The 21,710-nt window shown below is 36.1% G+C and carries 22 protein-coding genes; 18 read left to right on the top strand and 4 right to left on the bottom strand.

Annotation, left to right across the window (positions count from 1 at the left end; translation table 11 throughout):
• Positions 1-75 precede the first annotated feature (75 nt).
• Entirely contained in the window at positions 76-1,347 is a 1,272-nt protein-coding gene (locus tag ACECE_RS0225025) for a M14 family metallopeptidase (protein ID WP_010252441.1), read from the bottom strand.
• 290 nt (positions 1,348-1,637) lie between these two features.
• On the opposite strand from ACECE_RS0225025, the gene ACECE_RS29855 reads away from it, so the two are divergent.
• Positions 1,638-2,438, top strand: a complete 801-nt coding sequence (locus ACECE_RS29855; RefSeq protein ID WP_010252440.1) for a L,D-transpeptidase — start codon at positions 1,638-1,640, stop codon at positions 2,436-2,438.
• Positions 2,439-2,658: 220 nt separating this feature from the next.
• On the opposite strand, the gene ACECE_RS0225015 is transcribed toward ACECE_RS29855, so the two are convergent.
• Positions 2,659-3,102 carry an EamA family transporter gene (locus tag ACECE_RS0225015; protein ID WP_010252439.1) on the bottom strand — a complete coding sequence of 148 codons (444 nt, stop codon included), beginning with the start codon at positions 3,100-3,102 and terminating at the stop codon, positions 2,659-2,661.
• Positions 3,103-3,324: 222 nt separating this feature from the next.
• On the opposite strand from ACECE_RS0225015, the gene ACECE_RS0225010 reads away from it, so the two are divergent.
• Positions 3,325-4,332, top strand: a complete 1,008-nt coding sequence (locus ACECE_RS0225010) for a VanW family protein (protein ID WP_010252438.1) — start codon at positions 3,325-3,327, stop codon at positions 4,330-4,332.
• Between the two features lie 23 nt (positions 4,333-4,355).
• On the opposite strand, the gene ACECE_RS0225005 is transcribed toward ACECE_RS0225010, so the two are convergent.
• Positions 4,356-5,072 carry a L,D-transpeptidase family protein gene (locus ACECE_RS0225005; RefSeq protein WP_235716004.1) on the bottom strand — a complete coding sequence of 239 codons (717 nt, stop codon included), beginning with the start codon at positions 5,070-5,072 and terminating at the stop codon, positions 4,356-4,358.
• A 191-nt stretch (positions 5,073-5,263) separates the two neighbouring features.
• Between ACECE_RS0225005 and ACECE_RS0225000 the strand changes: the two genes are divergently transcribed.
• Complete coding sequence (locus tag ACECE_RS0225000; protein ID WP_010252436.1) at positions 5,264-6,502, top strand: MFS transporter; 1,239 nt, start codon at positions 5,264-5,266, stop codon at positions 6,500-6,502.
• A 119-nt stretch (positions 6,503-6,621) separates the two neighbouring features.
• Here ACECE_RS0225000 and asnB read toward each other — a convergent pair whose 3' ends face one another.
• Positions 6,622-8,466, bottom strand: coding sequence for an asparagine synthase (glutamine-hydrolyzing) (gene asnB / locus ACECE_RS0224995; RefSeq protein ID WP_026073999.1), 1,845 nt, complete (start codon positions 8,464-8,466; stop codon positions 6,622-6,624).
• Positions 8,467-8,713: 247 nt separating this feature from the next.
• Between asnB and ACECE_RS0224990 the strand changes: the two genes are divergently transcribed.
• The 15 genes from ACECE_RS0224990 (at position 8,714) to ACECE_RS0224920 (ending at position 21,706) form a co-directional block, all read left to right on the top strand.
• Positions 8,714-8,971, top strand: a complete 258-nt coding sequence (locus tag ACECE_RS0224990) for a hypothetical protein (protein ID WP_010252432.1) — start codon at positions 8,714-8,716, stop codon at positions 8,969-8,971.
• A 234-nt stretch (positions 8,972-9,205) separates the two neighbouring features.
• Positions 9,206-9,889, top strand: coding sequence for an endonuclease III domain-containing protein (locus tag ACECE_RS0224985; RefSeq protein ID WP_010252431.1), 684 nt, complete (start codon positions 9,206-9,208; stop codon positions 9,887-9,889).
• A gap of 137 nt (positions 9,890-10,026) precedes the next feature.
• Positions 10,027-10,455 carry a hypothetical protein gene (locus ACECE_RS28805; protein ID WP_010252429.1) on the top strand — a complete coding sequence of 143 codons (429 nt, stop codon included), beginning with the start codon at positions 10,027-10,029 and terminating at the stop codon, positions 10,453-10,455.
• 116 nt (positions 10,456-10,571) lie between these two features.
• Positions 10,572-11,342 carry a polysaccharide deacetylase family protein gene (locus ACECE_RS0224975; RefSeq protein WP_010252427.1) on the top strand — a complete coding sequence of 257 codons (771 nt, stop codon included), beginning with the start codon at positions 10,572-10,574 and terminating at the stop codon, positions 11,340-11,342.
• 13 nt (positions 11,343-11,355) lie between these two features.
• A complete protein-coding gene (locus ACECE_RS0224970; protein ID WP_010252425.1) occupies positions 11,356-12,078 on the top strand; it encodes a Mur ligase family protein in 723 nt (240 codons plus the stop codon).
• Between the two features lie 347 nt (positions 12,079-12,425).
• Positions 12,426-13,121 carry a single-stranded DNA-binding protein gene (locus ACECE_RS0224965; protein WP_010252423.1) on the top strand — a complete coding sequence of 232 codons (696 nt, stop codon included), beginning with the start codon at positions 12,426-12,428 and terminating at the stop codon, positions 13,119-13,121.
• A 368-nt stretch (positions 13,122-13,489) separates the two neighbouring features.
• On the top strand, positions 13,490-14,527 hold the full coding sequence (locus ACECE_RS0224960) for an FAD:protein FMN transferase (RefSeq protein ID WP_010252421.1): 1,038 nt from the start codon (positions 13,490-13,492) through the stop codon (positions 14,525-14,527).
• On the top strand, positions 14,499-14,891 hold the full coding sequence (locus ACECE_RS0224955; RefSeq protein ID WP_010252419.1) for a NusG domain II-containing protein: 393 nt from the start codon (positions 14,499-14,501) through the stop codon (positions 14,889-14,891). The genes ACECE_RS0224960 and ACECE_RS0224955 overlap by 29 nt, the downstream gene beginning before the upstream one ends.
• 54 nt (positions 14,892-14,945) lie before the next feature.
• Complete coding sequence (locus tag ACECE_RS0224950) at positions 14,946-15,467, top strand: Gx transporter family protein (protein WP_026073997.1); 522 nt, start codon at positions 14,946-14,948, stop codon at positions 15,465-15,467.
• A gap of 79 nt (positions 15,468-15,546) precedes the next feature.
• A complete protein-coding gene (locus tag ACECE_RS0224945) occupies positions 15,547-15,960 on the top strand; it encodes a hypothetical protein (protein ID WP_010252415.1) in 414 nt (137 codons plus the stop codon).
• Positions 15,961-16,206: 246 nt separating this feature from the next.
• On the top strand, positions 16,207-18,654 hold the full coding sequence (priA, locus tag ACECE_RS0224940) for a primosomal protein N' (protein WP_010252413.1): 2,448 nt from the start codon (positions 16,207-16,209) through the stop codon (positions 18,652-18,654).
• Positions 18,655-18,703: 49 nt separating this feature from the next.
• Positions 18,704-19,171, top strand: a complete 468-nt coding sequence (gene def, locus ACECE_RS0224935; protein WP_010252411.1) for a peptide deformylase — start codon at positions 18,704-18,706, stop codon at positions 19,169-19,171.
• A gap of 58 nt (positions 19,172-19,229) precedes the next feature.
• Positions 19,230-20,162: a methionyl-tRNA formyltransferase gene (fmt, locus tag ACECE_RS0224930; RefSeq protein WP_010252409.1), complete on the top strand. Its 933-nt coding sequence runs from the start codon at positions 19,230-19,232 to the stop codon at positions 20,160-20,162.
• Positions 20,140-20,925 (top strand): DUF116 domain-containing protein, encoded by a 786-nt coding sequence (locus ACECE_RS0224925; protein ID WP_040428867.1) that lies wholly within the window; start codon positions 20,140-20,142, stop codon positions 20,923-20,925. Before fmt ends, ACECE_RS0224925 begins: the two co-directional genes overlap by 23 nt.
• An 85-nt stretch (positions 20,926-21,010) precedes the next feature.
• Positions 21,011-21,706: a zinc metallopeptidase gene (locus ACECE_RS0224920; RefSeq protein WP_010252406.1), complete on the top strand. Its 696-nt coding sequence runs from the start codon at positions 21,011-21,013 to the stop codon at positions 21,704-21,706.
• Positions 21,707-21,710 lie beyond the last annotated feature (4 nt).

The following is a 21,710-nucleotide window of genomic DNA, read 5'->3' as shown; positions in this document are numbered from 1 at the left end:
ATTTGAGGAATTTGCGAAGCAAATATCCTAAAATTGGGAGGGTCTAAATGATGTAAAGATTTTATTAACGGAGAATTAAACCAGAGCGCCAAGTAATAGAATTTCTTCATTTTGCTGATATATTTTAGGAAATTGGGTTATTGGTAAAGGATTTACACCTTTTCCAACCTCGATAGTAAAACCGGGACGCCTGAAATCCTGTATAAACCAGTCTTTGTATCCTGCATAAGATGCTTCACCAGGGTTTTGTGAAATAGCATAACCGCTTACCCTTGAAAACAGTTGGGCAATTCTTAGTGATTCGGGAGGCATAAGATTATCATATTGGTAATATATAACCTCACCCTGCGTATGGTATGCTATAACCAGTCTAAAGTTATGTTGTCTGGTGAAGCTGACCATGCCAGCAGATTCAGGTTCGGACAGCGGAAAAGGTCCGCCATAGTCTCTTGGAGCTGGACCGGTAATTCCTTGTTGAAGCTCAAGTTCATGTTCGTTTTCCCAACCTGCAGGATAGTTTAAATTCAGGTCAGTTCCACGTATATTTGCCTTCCATACTCTTGGTAAAGGCAGTCCTGTGGTATTCAGGCGGGATGCCTGAATATAAGTGGAATTTGAATAATTTGGCCAATAGTTTACAAGGTCAACTCCGTCAGGGTTAACCATCGGGACAATATATATACTGCTGCGGTTCCAAATATTGGTGGTGCTATAGCCTCCTAGAGTTCTGCCACCTGAATATGCCTTTGCAAAGTTTTCGATAAATTTCATTAATAACGGTGTAGTAATCCACTCGTTTCCATGGTGGGAGGCATTATAGGAAACCTGATTGGAACCTCTTCCTAGTCTTATAGTATATAACATTTTGCCCATAACACTGTTGCCAGCAGAGCCGACTTCGATAAATGGATATCTTACCCTAAGTCCTTGTATTTGTCTTTCTAAAATATCATATGTATAATCAATATCTGTATACACAATATCTATTCCATAGGGTACAGTAATCCGCTGTCCTATAGTTAGGGCATTTGGGTTTATTCCAGGGTTTGCAGTTAATATAGCGTTTAAAGTTGTGTAATACTTTCTGGCAATATTATTTAAAGTATCACCAGGTTGGATGGTATAAATATCATAGCCCAAAAGAAATCTTTCAAATATCCTCCATGTAGCTGGGCCAACAACACCATCGGGAACAAGGCCGTAGTTTCTTTGAAAAGCTTTGATTGCCTGCTGTGTTTGGAGTCCCAATTTTCCGTCAACTGGACCTGCATTATAACCTATTCTATTAAGCAGACTTTGAATTAACTTCACGTTTGGACCTGTGGAGCCTAAAGTTAATGTTTCCATTTCCATCCCCTACTTTTATTTTTCTATAATATTTTATTATAAGTGAGGAAAAAATGTGGCTGTCTACTTCACTTATTGTAAACTTTCTTATAATAAAGTTGGCTTAAAACTTCTGTAATTTATCTTTTGGAAAAACCTATACCAGCTGCAGCCCGATTTGCAAAAGGTTTTACTATATGGTTTCTTAATGCTTTTTCCTTATATTACATTGGAAGGGGTAATGCTTGATGTGTTAGAATAGTCGAGCTATACAAAAATACTATTTTTTTCAATATGTAGGGGTGATAAAAATGATAAAGAGGCCAATTTTAAGAAGAATCGCTTATGTATTATTTGGAGCAGGTATTGTTACAATTATACTTGCGGCATTCCCGGGTTCTTTTTCAGCTGCAAAGGCTTTTTTGAACACAAATCAGTATATAGCAAAGGTTGGAGGTTACTTTCATACTACAACCAATAAATATAACGTGGATATAGATGCTTTAAAACAGGAGGATCCATTAAAGTCAGATACCAAGACAGCTGAAGCGGTTCAAGAAACTCCGATAAACCAGCAAAGGCCACTTAGTGATATAATAAATGAGAAGGGTATTGATATTCAAACTTATGGGTTAGAGATTTATGTTGATAAATCCGATCATGTTCTAAGCTTGATAAGTAATGGAAAACTTCTAAAGTCATACCATGTCGAGTTAGGAGATAGCGATTTAGGGGATAAGGAAATTTCAGGTGATCATAAGACACCTGAAGGAACATTTTATATATCGGAAAAGTCAATTTTAGATCCAGCAGACGAATATCTGGGTTCAAGATGGATGAGACTAAGTTATCCAAATATCGAAGATGCAGAACGTGGACTTGAAGATGGGATAATTAGCAGTAGTATATATGAAGAGATAGTAACTGCATTCAAAAACTTTCAAACTACTCCGCAGAACACTTCTTTAGGCGGCGGTGTCGGAATACACGGTGGAAGTACTGCTGAATTAGGAAGTGATTGGACTTGGGGTTGTGTAGGTTTGAGCAATAGCTCAGTAGAAGACTTTTATGATTACGTTAAAGTTGGAACAAAGGTTGTAATTCAAAAATGATCAAACAGCTAGTAATAATGAAAACATAAGATTTATATTGAGTAGGTCTTTTCTTAAGGGGAAAGGCCTAATTTTATATATTTATAACTCAACTTTCCCACATTTAGCATTTTGAGGCTCTGGTTGCTCGCATGTTAAGGGAAAAAAGTTTACTTTTTGACCGCAGCGAGCAATGCTGCGTAAGCAGCAAAGAGCCCAAAATGCTGTGGGAAAGTTGAGTTTATAATATAAGTGTAATACCTGCAATTATAAAACCGGCACCAATTAACCGCCATGTGGTAATTTGTTCTCCTAAAAATAAAACTGAACATAGCATAGTTACTAAAGGTGAGCTTGACATAATTATGGTTACTAATGAAACGGAACCCCTTTTAATAGCTGCAAAATATGAAAGATCTCCAATTAGTGTTGCCAAGATTGCTTCTATTGCCAACAAAATTAATGTATAAGAGGAAATGCTTTTTACGTTTGATATATTTCCGCTAAAAAACATCCATCCTGTAATAAGTATGGCAGTGAACATAGTCCTTATGGCTAACCCTAGCAAAGGGTCAATATTCTTTAAGCCTAATTTTACGAATATTGGTGCTACACCCCAACAAATCATTCCTATAATTGACAATACGAAAACCATTGGACTCTTTCCCCCTGCAAATTTTTGCATTTTTTTCCCCTTGTACTTTTTTCGCTTCGTTACTTTCAGAATATGACTGATGGCATTATTTTAGAACTGGAAGATTATTTTTGAGTAATATTATATGAAATGCAAAAAATACAAATTGGCATGGATATTTTATTAAGGAATGCTGAGATTACAGCCTAAGCTATATTTTCAGCGTTCCTTAATGAATCTTTGGGAAATTTTCAAAAAGGAGAAATTTGAAACATGAGAAGTAAACATATTTTGTTTTTTTTAATAATCATGTTAGCATTTTCAATTATTTCATGCAGTAACGGGTATTCTACAAATGGGATAGAGTCTGATAGGAATTTATCAAATGCCAAAGCAGAGCAGATAAACTATTCAAACAATAATATTAATAGCGATGCTATATTAAGAGCTGAGACTACTGGTCCAGAAAAGTCAGACCTGAATAATGAAAATGGCCCTAAAAGTTTAACTGTTGAATCAATAAAGTCAGGAGAAACTTCATCGTTTCCATGGGAAAATGATGACAAGTTTAAAGCAGTTCAAACGACGAATGATTGTAATGAACTCCTGGCAGGGTACAAAACAGTTTTACGTGACCCACTCCCTGGGGAAGAAGATAATGTACATCTCGCAGCCCGTTATTTGGCAGGAACAATAGTAAAAACGGGTGAAGTGTTTTCACAAAACCAAAAGGTGGGCCCATACACACTGGATAGGGGATTTCAAAAAGGACCGACATATGCCGGTACTCAACTTATAACTACGGTAGGTGGGGGAGTTTGCAAGATTGCTTCTACACTATATAATGTTGCCATTTTAAGCAATCTGCAGGTTGTAGAAAGGTATAACCATAATATGCCTGTACCATATGTACCTTATGGACAAGATGCTACAGTTTCTTATGGAGCAAAAGATTTTAAATTTAAAAATAATACAACATTTCCAATACTTATTTGGGCGCAGGGAGTTGATAACACACTGTATATCGGATTTTACGGGAAAACAAAGCCCCCAAAAGTACAGTGGCACCATGAAACTCTTAAAGTATATCAGGCTGAGAAAATATATAAAACAAACACAAGTTTGCCTGCCGGTACGGAAAAAGTTATCCTTGAAGGCATGGATGGCGGAGTTGTTAGATCCTGGGTGACAATTGAAAACCCAGATGGCACAACAGCTATCAAAGAGCTTGGTAAAAGTTATTACAACCCAATGTCATATATTATTGAAAAAAATAAATAGTTTAAAGCGCAGATTAATGTTTGCTATTCAAACTCTCTAAACCCCATGGCATGGTAATCTGCACGGGTAATTGCATTTTTAACCTCGAGTTTTTTATCTTTCTGGAATTTATGTAAGGCGTATTTTAAATCGTCTTCATATATTCCAGTTTCTTTGCTATGGAAGTATCCTAAAGTTTTTAGTTTTTGTTGAACGGCAAGAACATCAGCTCCCCTGTCACCAGGAAGCAGCTCTCTGAATCCTGTACCAAACGGTCCAAAACTTCCGTTTTTTATAATTACATTCGTACCGAGAGGAACTATATTATATAGTTCCTTTATGTCTTTATTAAACATGCGGATACATCCATGGCTGGCAGCACTTCCGATAGTATATTCTTCAGATGTTCCATGAATACCATACCTGCCCCATTTAACATTAAGGCCCAACCAGCGCCCACCAAACCCTTCACCCCAATCATCTTTTGTTACTATCTTCCAACTTCCTATAGGAGAAGGCCAACCAGGCATGCCTGAAGCAATAGGATATTTTTTGATACACTCTTCGTTTTCAAACAAATATAGTTTCTTCTCATCAATATAAATGACAATAAGGTATTGAGGCTTAGCTTTATTTGCATAAAAAGAGGTTATACATTGCTCTGTAACGAGCATGAAACATATAAGAAAGGCTATTATTGCTATAGTATACATTACTATATTCTTGGCTTTCAATTTAATAACAACGAACAAATTTTTCACCCCCTTAAAATTATTATTTTAAGAATAGAACTTTTAGACTTAAATACAAGCTATTAAAAATATTCTTAATCACAAAAGTATGAGACATAATCCTATAAATATGGTTACTGTTGAGGTATATCAAATATGTGGTTATATTAGTTCAATGCTTTTAATAATATCTATTTGTATACATTAAAAGGGGTTTAACTATGTCACTTAATAATAAAAATGCAAGAATAATAACAAACAAACCGTTTATGCTTTTATTGTTTAGTCAGGGTATATCAAACTTTGGAGATGCTTTCCAGGCGGTTGCTGCTACTATGTTGCTTGTAAAAATAACAGGTTCAGGATTGGCTGCAAGTTATGCATTAATATGTACGCCCCTTGCAAGTTTATTTTTATCGCCCATCGCAGGTGTTTTAGGTGATATATTTTCAGGTAAACGTATATTAATTATAATTGACATTCTAAGAGGAATAATTGTAATGTTGTTTACAATTAATTGCAATGTAGGTGTAATTTATATTCTTATATTTTTACTTAACTCGTTGGACATTCTTTATAATCCGGCCCGAAATAAAGTAATTACAAGTGTTGTAGATAGTAAAGACTTAATAGTAGCCAGTTCACTGCAAAGTGGAGTATTTGGAGCAGCTTTTATATTTGGTACACTCATTGCGGGGATTGGGGTTGGAGTGTGGGGATTGAACATGGCGTTTACTGTAAACAGCTTATCCTTTTTTACTTCAGCTATGATAATTATATTTGTAAAGTGTAAGAAAAGTTATGTATCATGTTATGGGAAGCTATCGATTTATGGTATTTGGGTAGATATTAAGGAAAGCTTTTGTTACAGTTTAAAGTTCCAGCGTATTGCCGAACTGCTTGAGATCGGGTTTGTTATGAGCTTGGCAATAACTTCAATCAATATTACTTTTTATTCCTTTGCTTTTGATACGCTTGGTATAACAAGCAAAGGTTGGAGCATTATGCTGTCAATATTATACGGAACAAATCTTGTTGCTATGTTTGTATCAATGATATTTGCAAGGAAAACAAAAAAGACTAAAGTTGCAAACACCTACCTGTTTATATTTGCAGTTTCAGTTATATGGCTTTTATATAGCGTTTTAAATGACTTACATTCAATAATAATGTTGCAATTAATAGAAGGTACGGCGCTATCTCTATTGTGGATTCTTTTGGGTTCATTTCTGCTTATTGAGACCAAAAAAGGTTTTGTTGGAAGAGTTACAGCGTGTAATGACTTCTTGTGTAATGTTGGCAAACTTATAAGCATACCTTTTACATATATGTTTTTGAAAATTTTTAGAGTACAGTTTTTATTTGTTATCAATTCCTTTATTTTAATAGCTTTTTTAGCCTATAGATTAGTAATTTTGTTAGTTAGAAAAAGGCATTCAAATAGACTATTCTCTAACTAGAATATTCGAAGAATAGTAATAGTCTGAATCAAAATAGAAAAACTGCTTATATTATAGAATCCCCAATAAACCTTGATTTATCAGGGATTTTTTGTAATTTGTAATATTAAAACAATAGTCTATATAATACTAACCTTATACTCCCTCATCCATATATCGACTTGTATAAGATATGCAAAGAGTTGAGGTCCAGTCATCAATTGACCATACCATGGTACTCCGAAGGCTGCACCATCAGTGTCAATAATCTCCTGTATCCGTTTGCGGTTAATTACTTGAAGTAGAGGTGATGATGGGTCATCAATAATCTTCTGTAACCAATTTTTTACGGCTCCCAAATATGCAGGGTTATGCGTTTTAGGGTAAGGACTTTTTTTGCGGAACAATACATCATCAGGCAATATCCCTTTCATTGCACGACGCAGCAATCCCTTTTCCCTTTGATCGAGGTACTTAACTTCCCAGGGAACATTCCATAAATATTCAACTATACGATGGTCGCAGAAAGGTACACGTACTTCCAAACCTGTCGCCATGGACATTCTGTCTTTACGGTCTAAAAGTGTTGCCATAAACCATACGATATTTAAATACATCATCTCACGCGTGCGCTTTTCATGTTTTTCCTCCTGGGCTAATACAGGCGCTTCTGCAAGGGTTTCAATATACCTTTGTTTAACATATTCCTCACCATCAATGTTTTGTAATATACCTGGTGCGAGTATACATATTCTTTCCTTTACCGATCTTGACCATGGAAATGTGTTGGAGTTTAGCATTTCAGGGTTATAGAACCATGGATAACCGCCAAATATCTCATCTGCACACTCACCTGATAGAGCAACAACAGCATGTTTTTTAACTTCCTTGCAAAAAAGCCATAAGGATGAATCAATATCCGCCATACCTGGCAAATCCCTGGCCTTCACTGCATCAGTAAGTGCGTCTACAACATTCGGAGTATCGAATTCTATGTAGTGATGGCAGGAGTTTATTTCATCGGAAAGCCTTTTTACCCATGGTGCATCTGAATTAGGCTGAAATAAACTTGGTTTGAAGTATGCATCATTATCTACATAATCGATTGAAAAAGTGTGAAGTTGTCCCTTTCCATTGTTTTTAAAGGAATTTGCGGCTACAGCAGAAATAATACTTGAATCCAGTCCCCCTGAAAGGAAAGTGCAGATGGGTACATCAGCTACAAGTTGGCGGTTAATAGCATCAAGTACAAGTTCGCGTACTTTATCAATGGTGGTGTCAAGGCTGTCGGTATGCGGTTTGCTTTCCAAAGCCCAGTACTTTCTATCATGCAGACCGTTCACATCAAAAAGTATGCAGTGGGCAGGTTTGACCTCATAGATATTTTTGAATACACCATGGCCGGGTGTTCTTGCTGGGCCAAGGGTAAATATTTCAGCCAAGCCATCTGAGGCTACTTCATGCTTGATGAGCGGATTTGACAGTATAGCTTTTAATTCGGATGCAAATATGAGAGAATCTCCGGAAGAAGTATAAAATAATGGTTTGACACCAAATCTATCACGTGCCATAAACAGGCTGCGGTCTTTTTCACTCCATATTGCAAAAGCATATATACCGTTAAGGTACTCAACACATGTTGGACCCCATTCGATATACGATACAAGCAGTACTTCGGTATCGGAATTACTTCTGAAAATGTGTCCCTTTGCTTCTAGTTCTTGTCTTAAGTCAACTGTGTTATAAAGCTCACCATTATATGTGATAACATATTCATTTTCACCATATTGCCGGGTCATTGGCTGGCTGCCCCCAGCGGGATCAACTACTATAAGGCGTTTGTGGGCTAAAAGTGCATTCGGAGAAAACCATGTTCCTGATGCGTCGGGGCCGCGGTTTGCTAACGTTTTGATCATTGAGTTCATAATTTCTTCTTTTTGACGTAAATCTTCTTTCAGGTTTATCCATCCAGCTATTCCACACATTGTTTCATCATCTCCCAAGTCAAAAATAAAAAGGTACCCCAATTAAGAAGGCACCTTTGCCGAGCAAATTATTTGAAGCTAAGGAATAGCCGAAATTATACTTTCAGCATCCCTAATTGCATCTATAGTATTATATGAGTGTATTGTATTTTTGTTCTCTTATTGTAGTATATTTTATATTAATGTTTTAGAATAATAAATGATTGGGTATATTTATATTGAATAATTTTGAGGAGGAAAGTGATATATGAGCGAGTATAATATCATGGCAGTAGTTATTAATCATCGTTCCAAAAAGGCTCCAACGGTTCAGGAAGTCTTTACAAAACATGGCTGCTCAATAAAAATGAGGCTTGGGCTTCACGAGGCCGGAGATGTTTGTTCGGAGGAAGGTCTGGTATTACTTCAAGTAGGTGGAGATAAAGGCGAAATAACGGATTTGGAGGACGAACTAAACGGTATTGAAGGTGTTAAGGCTAAGACTTTAAGCATTTCAGGAGATTAGTGTTTTCTGGGGATTCTAAAAATGTAACTTCGGCTATAATTTTGGGCTAAAGGAATAATTAAAGTAGATGGAAAGTAAATTTCTGTCTGCTTTTTTGTTTGTGGAATTTGGAAAGCAAACGTTCCAAAATCAGGAGGGGTTAAATGCCGCTGAGATTTTGATTTATAGTTTTTAAACTACCAAAGCTGTGATAAAATGTTAGCATTATAATTGTGACCATACGGGGGTGATAATTTGGACAGTGAGAAAATAGCAGATCAACTGCTTGAGATATATGGGTTGCTCTTTGAAAAATTTGGAGATCAGCACTGGTGGCCAGCAAAAACACAGTTTGAAGTAATTGTGGGTGCGGTGTTAACTCAGTTTATATCTTGGAGTAATGTTGTTAAAGCAATAGATAACCTTAAGAAAAGTAATTTGTTGGATGCCGGTAAACTATATGAGTGTGACATAGAGATAATCAAGGAATTAATAAAGCCTGCAGGATTTTTCAACAGAAAAGCTGTAATACTTAAGTCAGTTGTAGCCTTCGTGGTAGAAGAGTTTGAAGGAAACCTCGACAAGATGTTTAAAACCCCGCTTGGCGTTTTAAGAGAAATGCTTTTAAAGGTCAGAGGTATAGGTCCGGAGACTGCGGATTCAATATTATTATATGCAGGGTATAAAAAGATATTTGTTGTGGATGCCTATACCGTAAGGATATTCTCGCGATTAGGTTTTATCAAAAATGATGAGAAGTACCATGACGTCCAAGCGTTCTTTATGAAGCACCTGCCTGAGGAAGTTGATTTGTATAATCAGTTTCATGCCCTTATAGTAAAGCTTGGAAGCGATTGTTGTTCCGGCAAAAAACCAAAATGTGCTTCTTGTGTTTTAAAAAGTCGGTGTAATGAAACAGGAAGTCATAATGAATGCTGAAAATATTGAGAATGGTAAAGAAAGGCGGGACTAAAGGTTATTTACAGTTGCCTCAATAATTCTCACATATTTTATAACTGCTACATATTGTGGATTATAAATATGTGAGAATGATATTTATTGAGGAGGATGTGATTATGAGGTCTAAAATTACCACATATTCTTTTATCCCAAAACCGAATGAACAAATAGATACAGTCATTACATTGGAAGATGAAACAAGAAGTATGTTATTTGGTATTATCAAGGATTGTAAAGGGAAAGTTGTTAAAGATGCAGTAGTTAAGCTTTTTAAGGCTAAAGACTGTGACGAACGATGCTCGTTAAAGCCCATAACACACGCTTTTACGGATGAATGTGGACAGTTCTTCTTTGGACCGCTTGAACCAGGTAAAAGGTATGTAATAAAAGTATGGGTAAACGATGTAAAGGTTTATAATACAGAAGAAGACGGCGTTGAAGGTTGGGAAGAAGATGCAAATAGCTATCCAAAAGACGAGGGCTGCCAAAAGAATAAAGCTCCAGTAAAGGATACTAATAACTGTGATAAATACTATTATAGATAAAAGAGCGTTTGAGACACTTTATATTATAAAATATTGTGTCTCAAATTTTAATTCTATAAACTTAAAAGTATGAATATTATTTATTTAGGATAATTAAGGACATTCAGGGAGAAAAGATGAAATTATACACTATAAAAATAAACGCCATGTATAAGTATGCATTATTAGTGATTGCAGGACTTACCATACTTACTGGCATTTTTTTATCAAAAGAAGAAATGGCAGAGGTATTTGAGCAGAAACGTGACCTGCCAATATACTCTGTAGAGTGTAATCAAAAGAGAGCTTCTATTACATTTGATTGTGCTTGGGAGGCTAATGATATACCGGAAATCATAAATACTTTGAGGGAGCAGAATGTCAGGGCAAGTTTCTTCTTAGTAGGTAATTGGGCGGAAAAATATCCTGATGCAGTAAAAATGTTATCGGAGAACGGGCATGATGTTGCCAATCATTCATATGCGCATTTACGTATGGGAGCAATTGACAATAGTACAATCAGATCTGAGATAGCCAAATGTGATGATGTGATAAAGAAAATTACCGGGAAGAAACCTGATCTTTTCAGAGCACCTTATGGCGACTATAACAATAGTGTTGTAAGGATAGCTAGGGAGTATAATGAGTATACGATACAATGGGATGTGGATTCCCTTGATTGGAAACCTGGCATAACCTCTGAGGAAATACATAACAGAGTTTTAAAGAAGGTAAATAATGGCTCGATTATTTTGTTTCATAATGACACTCCACATACAGCGAAGCTTTTGCCATCAATTATTACATCACTAAAAAGTCAAGGCTTTGAGCTTGTTCCTGTATCTGAATTAATTTTGAAGGAGAATTATGAGATCAATGATGAAGGAAGGCAGATAAAGAAGGAATAAAGTTGGTATTATAATGTTTTACATAAAAAATCAAAAAAAAGTACATTATAAAATTACAATTATCACAAGAAATGGGGTTAAACAAGTGCTAATAGCTGGCATTATTAGTCAAAGTAATAAGGAAAGCACAGCCGATCTCATTAATTCAATCTTTTCTGCCTCAAAAAAGAGGTTTAGTTTTGTGGATTCGAAAAGTTTGACAAATCTTGACAGTAAGAGATTCAAAGCATATTTGTCCGAGCTATTGAAGAATAATACGGATATTTTAATACTGAAGGTAAATATCTTTGATCTCGATAAAGAAATTTTTGATTACTTGAAATTTGATATAATAATTTTCACTGATAAATCCGATGATTTTAAAGAGTCTATTTCTGATGCTTATAAGGAATCAATGAGAAAAGCATTCTCACTTTTAGATGAAAAAGGCATTGCAATAGTCAATGCTGATGACAACGAACTTTCTAATTTTCTAAATGGAATCAAGCATTATATCATAACATATGGCTTTAACCTTAAGGCCAGTATAACCACATCAAGCGTAGGCGATCTAGTAGCAAAAAACAATATAATGTGCTGTTTGCAGCGGACTGTGTTTGCAAGAAACGGAAACGTAATTGAACCACAGGAATTTATAGTTAAAACTCAACCTGACATGTATGATCCGTATAATGTTTTAGCTGCAGCTACATTTGCTCTGGTAAATGGTGTAGATTTAAATTCACTGAACAATTAGAAGAAACTAAAGAGATTATTATATAAAAATGTGATTTCGGGGATTTGCAAGTTTAAAATTGTGTAATATAATTAGAAATAAACCGATAATAGTATAGATGAAAAACTCTAAAACTAAATCTAAAGGATGTTTTCATCTAAATTAGATAACGTTTAAGTGCTAAATAGATTTAACTTTAGTGTTCGTTATCTATATGTTAAGATAATTATACTGTGAATCTCCGGATATAACTTTAAAGATTTAATATTTATATATAAAGTAATTCTAAAATCTACCCATTGCGAATAAACATTACATTAGATAAATATTTAATGTACGCAAGCCTAAGAGAGGAGTGTGGGGGTCGGATGGTCGGAAACATCATTGAGAACAACATGGTGACCATTTCCGGTAAGATAGCAACTGAAGCAGAATTTAGCCATGAGGTATACGGTGAAGGGTTTTACTCTTTTTCGCTCGAAGTGCCCAGACTAAGTGATAGTTACGATAAAATAAGCGTGACTGTTTCAGAGCGTTTGATTTCCAGAGAGTGTTTAGAGATTGGTAAGTTTATTGAGGTTGAAGGGCAATTCCGGTCATATAATAATTTCAACGGTAATACGGAAGGAAGTAAACTTATTTTGACGGTTTTTGCCAGGGAAATCAATTTTCTTGAGGATGAAAGGAAAATAAAGAATCCCAATCAGATATATCTTAACGGCTTTATCTGCAAAAAGCCTGTATATCGAACAACTCCTTTTGGAAGGGAAATAACTGATATATTGTTGGCAGTAAACAGGCCTTACAATAAATCAGATTATATTCCATGTATATCGTGGGGGAGAAATGCAAGATATTCATCAAACCTGGAGATCGGCGACAATATAAAAGTTTGGGGAAGGATTCAAAGCAGAGAATACCAGAAGAAGCTGGAAAATGGCGAAGTGATGACAAAGGTGGCTTATGAGGTTTCGGTTTCCAAGATGGAAATCTGCTCTGAAGAGCAAAGTAAGGATGAAAATGAAAATGAAAATGAGCAAGAGAATACTACTGATGAACCTTAAGAATAAAAAAGTGATGATCGAGTGTCATCACTTTATTTTATCTGTTTTAAGCTTTTAACATGTACTTAAGTAAGATAAGTTTTATTTACAAAGGGGCTTTTGTTTGACACGGTTTTGTAAAGATAATATAATTATGCTATTATATAGGATAATTAATCCGAGGGGTTTTTGTGGGTGTTTAAAGTATTCAATATAAGGCAATAAATAGTAAGGTGATATGGTGGCAAAAAAATAATGAGTGCTCCAAGTGGGTTGTGGAGCTTTATTTTGTTGAAGCAGAACGAAGTTAAATACTTTTCAATTGGCGTTTTACAAAATATTTTCCGGGATAAGGATTTTTTGGAAACGCCCTAAATGGAGAAACAATTATGAGAAAAAACTGGTTAATTATATTAATTATGTTTGCGGCAATATCCATGACAGCATGTGGCAGTTCTAAATCTGCTCCATATGAAATTACAGACTTTGCTATGGGAACTGTAATTACGCAGAGGATCTATAATAAGAATGGAGAAGAAATCGGTAAGCAGGTAATGGATAGAATCAAAAAAATTGAAAGCGATATGACTATAACTAAAGCAGGAGGGGAAATAAACAAGCTCAATAACGCTTCGGGAACAGACTTTGTAAAATTGAACGAAGATGCCATATTTGTACTTGAGAAGGCTAAAGAGTTTTCTGAAATAGGACAGGGAGCTTTCGATGTGACAGTAGGGCCGCTTGTTAAGGAATGGGGGATATTTATGGATAACCCTTCTGTGCCTGCTAAGGAGAGGATAAATAGCTTGTTGAGCCTTGTTGATTATAGAAGTATTACAATTGATAAGAACAGATCTATGGCAAAGCTTGAGAAATCTGGCCAAATAGTTGATTTGGGTGGAATTGCGAAAGGTTTTGCGGCCGATGAGGCAATGGAAATATATTGGGAACAGAGTGTTGAATCGGCTTTTATAAGCCTTGGAGGGAATGTTGTTACATTGGGAGGTAAACCTGATGGAAGTCCATGGAAAGTAGGGATAAGAAATCCTAGGGGGCCTGAGGGTTCTTATATTGGAATTGTAGGTGTAAAAGATAAAGCTGTAGTTAGCTCCGGAGATTATGAACGATATTTTGAAAAGGATGGTGTGAGATACCACCATATTCTTGACCCGAAAACAGGTTACCCTGCTAATTCAGGACTTATAGGTACTACAATAATCTCGGACTTTTCGATTGATGCAGATGCGTTATCAACTGCTACATTTGTTTTAGGGCTGGAAAAGGGTATGGACTTGATTGAAAAGCTTGATGGTGTAGAGGCCGTTTTTGTAACAAGCGATAAAAAGGTTTATATAACTGAAGGACTAAAGGATATATTCGAATTTGAGGATGAGAGCAATGAGTATGAATATGTTGAAAAAAGGTGATATCATACTTGTAGCTATTGTTATAGCTATTATAGCTATTTCGTTTGGCGGTATATCAATATATAAAAGCGGTGGGAAGAATACGCATAAGGTTGCGGTTATTAAGGTTAATGACAGAGTAATTGAGGAGATTGATCTAGACACTGTTACAGAGCCCAGGAAGATTGAAATTCCAGGATACTATAATGAGGTAGTACTTGTGGAAAAAGGTCGGATAAGATTTGAGGAGGCTCAATGTCCTGATAAGTTATGTGTAAAGACTGGATGGTTATCGGAAAGAGGAGATATGGCAGCATGCATTCCAAACAGTGCCTTAATTAAAATTGAGGGTCAATCGGAAAAGGTAGATGTCGTAACATATTAGTGTTGTGCAATAAATATATTGAATTCGGACATTTGGAAATGTTTTTTGGGAAAGATGGGAGCATGGGTGAATAATACAAAGCGTATTGTGATATTGGGGTTGATGGTGGCTCAAGCATTAGTTCTTTCAATAATTGAATCCTGGATTCCGGTTCTTGTGCCAGTACCTGGTGTAAAGTTGGGGTTGGCAAATATAATTACCCTTGTAGTGATTATATTTTTCGATCTAAAGGATGCTCTAGCAGTAGTCCTGCTCAGGTGTGTACTATCATCAATCTTTGGAGGAGGGCTGACAGGTTTCCTTTTTAGTATAGCAGGAGGGCTGCTAAGTGCAATTGTAATGTATTTCTTATACAAGAGGGGTTCTAAGGTATTTAGTATTATAGGTATAAGTATTGCAGGGGCAGTTTGTCATAATCTTGGGCAGGTAGTTATTGCAAGCTTTGTGATGAAAGATATAGTGGTTTATACAATTCTTCCGGTACTTCTTATATCAGGGGTTATTATGGGGCTTTTTGTAGGACTTTGCAGCAACTTTTTGGAAAAGGCTTTAAGAAATACGAAAATATTTACTTAGGGTGCAGAAGATTTTTGAAAAAGGTGTGTTGGGTATGTCCTGTACCTTGAGAAAGTATAAAAAAGGAGGATTGATATTGATGATTAAAGTGATTTGCGGAAAAAAAGGTGTTGGTAAGACCAGAGTTTTAGTAGAGACTGCAAATAATCTGGCATCGGAAAATTCTGGCGATGTAGTGTTTATTGATGGAACTGGCCAGTCTATGTACGATTTGAAACATAAGGTTAGGTTCATCAATTTATCAGAGTTTCCTGTGAGGATAAACAGAGCGTGTTCTTTTCTAGGGTTTTTATGCGGAATTATTTCTGAAGATTATGACATTAAGGGTGTGTTTGTTGATGACATCACCGGGATTATTGAGGATGAAATTGAAACTTTAAGTGGCTTTTTTGAAGAAGTTGATAAGCTTTCATCCAAGTTTAATATTGAGTTTCATTTTTCTATTGAAGGTGACCCGCAATCCATGCCGGATTTTATCAAGGCGTATTATTGAGAAATTTTGGGATTAAATGTCCTAAAATTGAATGGGGATTAAATGTTTCGGGACTTTGACAGCCTATGAAGGCAGTTAATTTGACATAGTGTGTAATGAGTATTTAAGTGGAATAGCTTATTTGTTTGCTGTTCCACTTTATATTTTTTTATGGAATTTTATATTGCACACTTTCTAAAATGATTGATTAGGATTAATATTAGTTGTTATAATATAAAAAGGATTTTTACTGTGAAGGGATCAATGATGAATAATATTGCTGAAATTGTAATAAGCAATTCTACAAGGCAGTTTGACAGGGTATATCACTATATGATACCTGACAATTATATTAGTAATGTAACTCCTGGGATACGGGTGATTGTACCTTTTGGTAAATCCAACAGGCTCAGGGAAGGGTATGTTGTGGGCGTTTTAAGTGAAAGCGATATGCAGGACTTGAAGGAAATAAGTGAAGTTATAGACAAAAGTTCTGTTGTTGATATAAATATGATAAAGCTGGCGCATTGGATGAGACATAGATATATAAGTACATACTCTGATGTGTTTAAATGTTTGCTTCCTCCAGGGACAGGCATGGTAAGTTGTAAGACGGTAAGACTTCTTAAATTTGACAATGCTTTAAAGGGAAATTATAATAAAATTCTTCAAAAACTGATGGATTTTGGAGGGGAACTTGAATATGATGATTTAAGCTCTGAAACAAATATTAAGGGTATATCAAAGTATTTAAGCAAATTAGAGGAGCTTGGGTGTGTAGCCGTTAGTGAAGAATTTGGGTCAAAGGTCAGTGAAAAGTTAGTTAAGGTTGCATACCTTATAAAACCTATTGAAGAAGTGCTCGAAGACATAGAAGGAAACAGGCTGAGAAGTATAAAACAGGTAAGAATACTTGAAATGCTTTTGGAAAATGAGCATATTTCAGTAACAGATCTGGCAAGGTTCGCGGGTGTTTCAAAGAGTGTATTGGATACCCTTAATAAATATGGATACATAGGGTTTAAAGATATAGAAGTTACAAGAGATCCGTACAACAACAGGACTTTTGAGAGAACCAGTCCGTTAAGGCCAACAGAAGAACAGGAACATATTTTAGTTAAAGTAAAAGAAATGTTGGATAGCAAAGCCTTTAACGAGGTATTGCTGCACGGTATAACGGGAAGCGGAAAGACTGAGGTGTATCTGCAGCTTATCGATCACGCAATAAATGCTGGAAAGCAAGCTATTGTGCTTGTGCCGGAGATTTCTTTGACTCCCCAGATGGTGGAAAGATTTAAAGGAAGATTTGGAGAATATGTAGCTGTACTTCATAGCCGGTTATCCTTAGGAGAAAGGTATGACCAGTGGAGGCTGATTAAGTCGGGTAATATAAAGGTTGCAGTTGGGGCAAGATCAGCAGTGTTTGCACCGTTTGATAACCTTGGAATTATAATTATAGATGAGGAACATGAAAATTCATATAAGTCGGAAATTTCTCCAAAGTACCATGCTGTTGAGGTGGCAAGGGAACGTTGCAAAAATGAGAATGCCATACTTATGTATGGATCTGCCACACCTTCGATAGAGAACTATTACAGGGCAGTTTCGAGCGAAATTTCACTTTTTACAATGGTTAAACGTGCCAATAATTTGACTCTTCCCAAAGTAGAAGTTGTAGATATGAGATGCGAGCTTGATGAGGGAAACAGGTCAATATTCAGCAGGGCACTTTCTTGTGAGATGAGAGAGAATATAAAAAGAAAAGAGCAGACTATTATTTTTCTAAACAGGCGGGGTTATGCATCTTTTGTGCTATGTCGTAACTGCGGATATGTATTGAAGTGTCCTAAATGTGATGTATCAATGACCTACCATTCATATGATGAAAGATTGATATGCCACTATTGCGGGTATACCATTAAAAACGTGAGTAGCTGTCCAAAATGCAAAAGTCCGCATATAAGAGGCTTTGGAACTGGGACTCAGAAGATTGAGGATGAAATAAGAAAGCATTTTGAGGAAAGTACCGTATTAAGAATGGATATGGATACAACAACCTACAAAAACTCGCATGAGGATATTTTAAGGAACTTTCGTGAAAAAAACATTAATATACTGGTTGGTACGCAAATGATAGCAAAGGGACATGATTTTCCTAATGTTACCCTTGTAGGTGTACTTGCGGCGGACAGCATTCTAAATACCGGTGACTTTAGAGCAACTGAAAGAACATTCCAGCTTATAACACAGGTGGCAGGAAGAGCTGGAAGAGGTAAAATTCCAGGCAGAGTTATTATTCAGACCTATAATGCAGAAAATTATAGTATCGAGTGTGCGTGTTCACAGGATTATGTCGGCTTTTTTGAAAAGGAGCTGATGGTTAGAGAAAAGCTCATATACCCTCCGTTTACAAACATTGGATCTATTGTTTTGAGTGGAGTAAATGATCGATTGGTATACAACAAGGCCGTAGAAGTTAAGAAATTTGTTGATTCATATTTTGCTGATGAGGGTAATAATTTTAGTATACTAGGTCCTTCGCGTTCTTTAATAACAAAAATAAAGAACAAATACAGGTGGCGAATTGTTATTAAATACAAAGAGATGGAAAAACTTATAGATATACTAACACAGGTTTCAGACAGTTTTTATCAAAAACAGGGCAAGAATGACATAAGTATTAGTGTGGATATAAATCCAATAAGTATGTTATAATATTTTTTGTTTCAGTATTCTATAAAAAATGGTTTGGGGGAAAGTTTAAATGGCATTAAGAAATGTTAGGATTGATGGCGATGATGTATTAGGAAAGGTATGCAGGCAGGTTGATGTTATAGATAACAGAATATTGATATTGCTAAAGGATATGGCTGATACGATGTATGCTGAAAATGGAGTTGGGCTTGCTGCTCCGCAGGTTGGTGTTTTAAAGAGGCTTGTTGTAATTGATGTCGGTGAAGGACTGATAGAGTTAATCAACCCTAAAATTGTAAAGGAAGAGGGAGAAGTACTTGATATAGAAGGATGCCTTAGTGTACCTGAATTGGTTGGAGAGGTAGTAAGACCTAAAAAGGTTTGGGTTGAGGCATTAAACACAAAAGGAGAAAAGATTTGCTTGGAAGGTGAAGATCTGCTTGCGAGAGCTTTTTGCCATGAGATTGATCATTTAGATGGGATTCTTTTTAAGAGTAGGGCTATTAAATTGATTAATAAAAAAGAATTGAAAGACTAATTTCTGCGAGGTTTAAAAAACGCTAGAAAGATTTTTTGACATGTAAGAGGTGACTTTATTGAAAATTATATTTATGGGTACCCCGGAGTTTGCAGTACCATCTTTAGATATGCTTTTAAAGGAAGGATATGATGTTGTAGCTGTAGTGACACAGCCTGATAAGCCAAAAGGCAGGGGTAACAAAATGGCTTTGCCGCCGGTTAAGGAATATGCTCTCGAGCATGGCATTGATGTGCTACAGCCTGAGAAAGTAAAAACAGAAGAATTTACTAATATAATTAAGGATATAAATCCAGATTTGCTAGTTACAGCAGCGTATGGTAAAATTCTTCCCAAGTCGGTTTTGGATATACCGAAATATGGGTGTATAAATGTTCATGGTTCTCTCCTGCCTAAATATAGAGGTGCCGCTCCAATACAGTGGTCAGTTATAAATGGAGAGAAAGTGACAGGTATTACAACCATGTTTACAGATGTGGGCATGGATACCGGAGATATGCTTCTTAAAGGTGAGATTGAAATAACTGAGGGTATGACTGCAGGAGAACTTCATGACAGGTTATCAATTTTAGGTGCAGAAGTATTAAAGGAAACACTCGTGAGGTTAAAGGAGGGAACCCTTGAGAGGGCGCCTCAGTCTGACGCAGAAGCTACATATGCCTCCATGATGACAAAAGATACAGGACTTGTTGACTGGACAAGGTCATCGAAAGAGATTCACAATTTGATTAGAGGTACAAATCCATGGCCTGGAGCTTATACATATTATAACGGTGGAAAGATGAAAATCTGGATAACTTCGGTTGTATCCGAGGATAAGCATGATTTGAGGGCGGGTACCATTTGTGAAGTGGGTAAGAATGGTATTGTAATTGCATGTGGAACCGGGAAGCTCAATATCAAAGAGGTACAGTTTGAATCATGCAGAAAAATGTGCGTTGAGGATTATATCTGCGGGCACAAAATGGATGAAGGTGAAATACTTGGATAAAGGCTTAAAAAAGTTTGTCTTGCTATCAGGCTTGCTTGTTTTTGTCCTGTTATTCATGTTGTTCGTTTTTGGACTGATTTACCGCTATTCAACAATAAATACATATAACTTTATATTATTAATTTTGATCATGATGACAATACTAATAATAGTATTTTATATGATTTCTATTTTATGCATTTTTTATGTGTACAAATACAAATCAAGGAACAAGATAATAGGCTATATAGCGGGAACAGGCATAAAGACGCTGCTTCCCCTTGCAATATTTTTTGCAGGCATTTTTAAGACAAAAAAGGATTTAATACGTAAGTTTTATATAGACTTTAATAATATTATGGTAAATGCTCTAGGAAAGAAGTATTCACCTGAAAACGTCCTTATTCTGCTTCCACATTGTTTGCAGTATTCGGAATGCGGGTATAAAATTACAAATAATTCTGATAACTGCAGAAGATGCGGAAGGTGTTCAATTGGGGATATTGTTAATACTGCCGAAACACGCGGGGTTAAAGTTAGCATTGTAACCGGGGGGACAGTGGCAAGGAATATAGTCAAAAAACTCAGACCTAAGCTGATTTTGTCGGTTGCTTGCGAGAGGGATCTTACGAGTGGAATAATTGATGTAGGTAAAATACCTGTTATCGGGTTGATTAATGATAGACCTAATGGACCATGCTATAATACTTTTGTTAATGTGGATGCTTTAAGGGCACGGCTTGATGGTATTTTAGATGTTAGTAAAAAACTTGAGGGCATTTAGCACTATTCGATATTAGGACATTTGATTTGCAAATAAAGCCAAAGTTATGTTTTAAGCATTACAAAAATTGATAGGAGGTTATTTTATGGGCTATTTTTATGGATTTGATATTTATTATCTGGTACTTGTGATGCCAGCGTTTTTATTTTCACTATATGCTCAATTTAAGGTGAAGAGTACTTTTAGCAATTATAGCAAAGTTTATAACAGTAAAGGTATGACTGGAGCGGATATAGCAAGGTCGATACTAGACAGAAGCGGACTTTATGATGTACGTGTTGAAGCGTACCCTGGCGATCTGACAGACCACTATGATCCAAAGACAAGGGTTGTAAGACTGTCACAGTCTGTTTATGGAAGTAATTCGATATCTGCTGTAGGTGTTGCTGCACATGAAACGGGTCATGCTATTCAACATAAGGACGGATATGCTCCGTTGGTTTTGAGAAGCACTTTGGTTCCGGTAGCAAATATAGGTTCTTCAATTGGCCCGACAATGGCCATAATCGGACTTATATTCAGTATGCCGTTAATCATTAATCTTGGAATTATACTCTTTGGTGCGGCTGTGCTTTTCTACCTTGTAACTTTGCCCGTAGAGTTTAATGCGAGCAGAAGAGCTATAAGAACCCTTGAAGATACAGGCATGCTTAACGATAATGAAATAAATCCTGCAAAGAAGGTTTTAAGGGCGGCAGCTATGACTTATGTAGCTTCAGCTGCTGTTGCAATAGCAAACTTACTGCGTCTTATATTATTAGCGAATAGAAGAGATGATTAATTAT

It is taken from the genome of Acetivibrio cellulolyticus CD2, assembly GCF_000179595.2.
Lineage (GTDB): Bacteria > Bacillota > Clostridia > Acetivibrionales > Acetivibrionaceae > Acetivibrio > Acetivibrio cellulolyticus.
This window is presented reverse-complemented; position numbering and strand designations above follow the sequence as displayed.

Coding starts and splice junctions, on each gene's coding strand:
- ACECE_RS0225025 (WP_010252441.1), bottom strand. CDS start 1,347: ATGGAAACATTAACTTTAGGCTCCACAGGTCCAAACGTGAAGTTAATT.
- ACECE_RS29855 (WP_010252440.1), top strand. CDS start 1,638: ATGATAAAGAGGCCAATTTTAAGAAGAATCGCTTATGTATTATTTGGA.
- ACECE_RS0225015 (WP_010252439.1), bottom strand. CDS start 3,102: ATGCAAAAATTTGCAGGGGGAAAGAGTCCAATGGTTTTCGTATTGTCA.
- ACECE_RS0225010 (WP_010252438.1), top strand. CDS start 3,325: ATGAGAAGTAAACATATTTTGTTTTTTTTAATAATCATGTTAGCATTT.
- ACECE_RS0225000 (WP_010252436.1), top strand. CDS start 5,264: ATGTCACTTAATAATAAAAATGCAAGAATAATAACAAACAAACCGTTT.
- asnB (WP_026073999.1), bottom strand. CDS start 8,466: ATGTGTGGAATAGCTGGATGGATAAACCTGAAAGAAGATTTACGTCAA.
- ACECE_RS0224990 (WP_010252432.1), top strand. CDS start 8,714: ATGAGCGAGTATAATATCATGGCAGTAGTTATTAATCATCGTTCCAAA.
- ACECE_RS28805 (WP_010252429.1), top strand. CDS start 10,027: ATGAGGTCTAAAATTACCACATATTCTTTTATCCCAAAACCGAATGAA.
- ACECE_RS0224975 (WP_010252427.1), top strand. CDS start 10,572: ATGAAATTATACACTATAAAAATAAACGCCATGTATAAGTATGCATTA.
- ACECE_RS0224970 (WP_010252425.1), top strand. CDS start 11,356: ATGTTTTACATAAAAAATCAAAAAAAAGTACATTATAAAATTACAATT.
- ACECE_RS0224965 (WP_010252423.1), top strand. CDS start 12,426: ATGGTCGGAAACATCATTGAGAACAACATGGTGACCATTTCCGGTAAG.
- ACECE_RS0224960 (WP_010252421.1), top strand. CDS start 13,490: ATGAGAAAAAACTGGTTAATTATATTAATTATGTTTGCGGCAATATCC.
- ACECE_RS0224955 (WP_010252419.1), top strand. CDS start 14,499: ATGAGTATGAATATGTTGAAAAAAGGTGATATCATACTTGTAGCTATT.
- ACECE_RS0224950 (WP_026073997.1), top strand. CDS start 14,946: ATGGGAGCATGGGTGAATAATACAAAGCGTATTGTGATATTGGGGTTG.
- ACECE_RS0224945 (WP_010252415.1), top strand. CDS start 15,547: ATGATTAAAGTGATTTGCGGAAAAAAAGGTGTTGGTAAGACCAGAGTT.
- priA (WP_010252413.1), top strand. CDS start 16,207: ATGAATAATATTGCTGAAATTGTAATAAGCAATTCTACAAGGCAGTTT.
- def (WP_010252411.1), top strand. CDS start 18,704: ATGGCATTAAGAAATGTTAGGATTGATGGCGATGATGTATTAGGAAAG.
- ACECE_RS0224925 (WP_040428867.1), top strand. CDS start 20,140: ATGAAGGTGAAATACTTGGATAAAGGCTTAAAAAAGTTTGTCTTGCTA.
- ACECE_RS0224920 (WP_010252406.1), top strand. CDS start 21,011: ATGGGCTATTTTTATGGATTTGATATTTATTATCTGGTACTTGTGATG.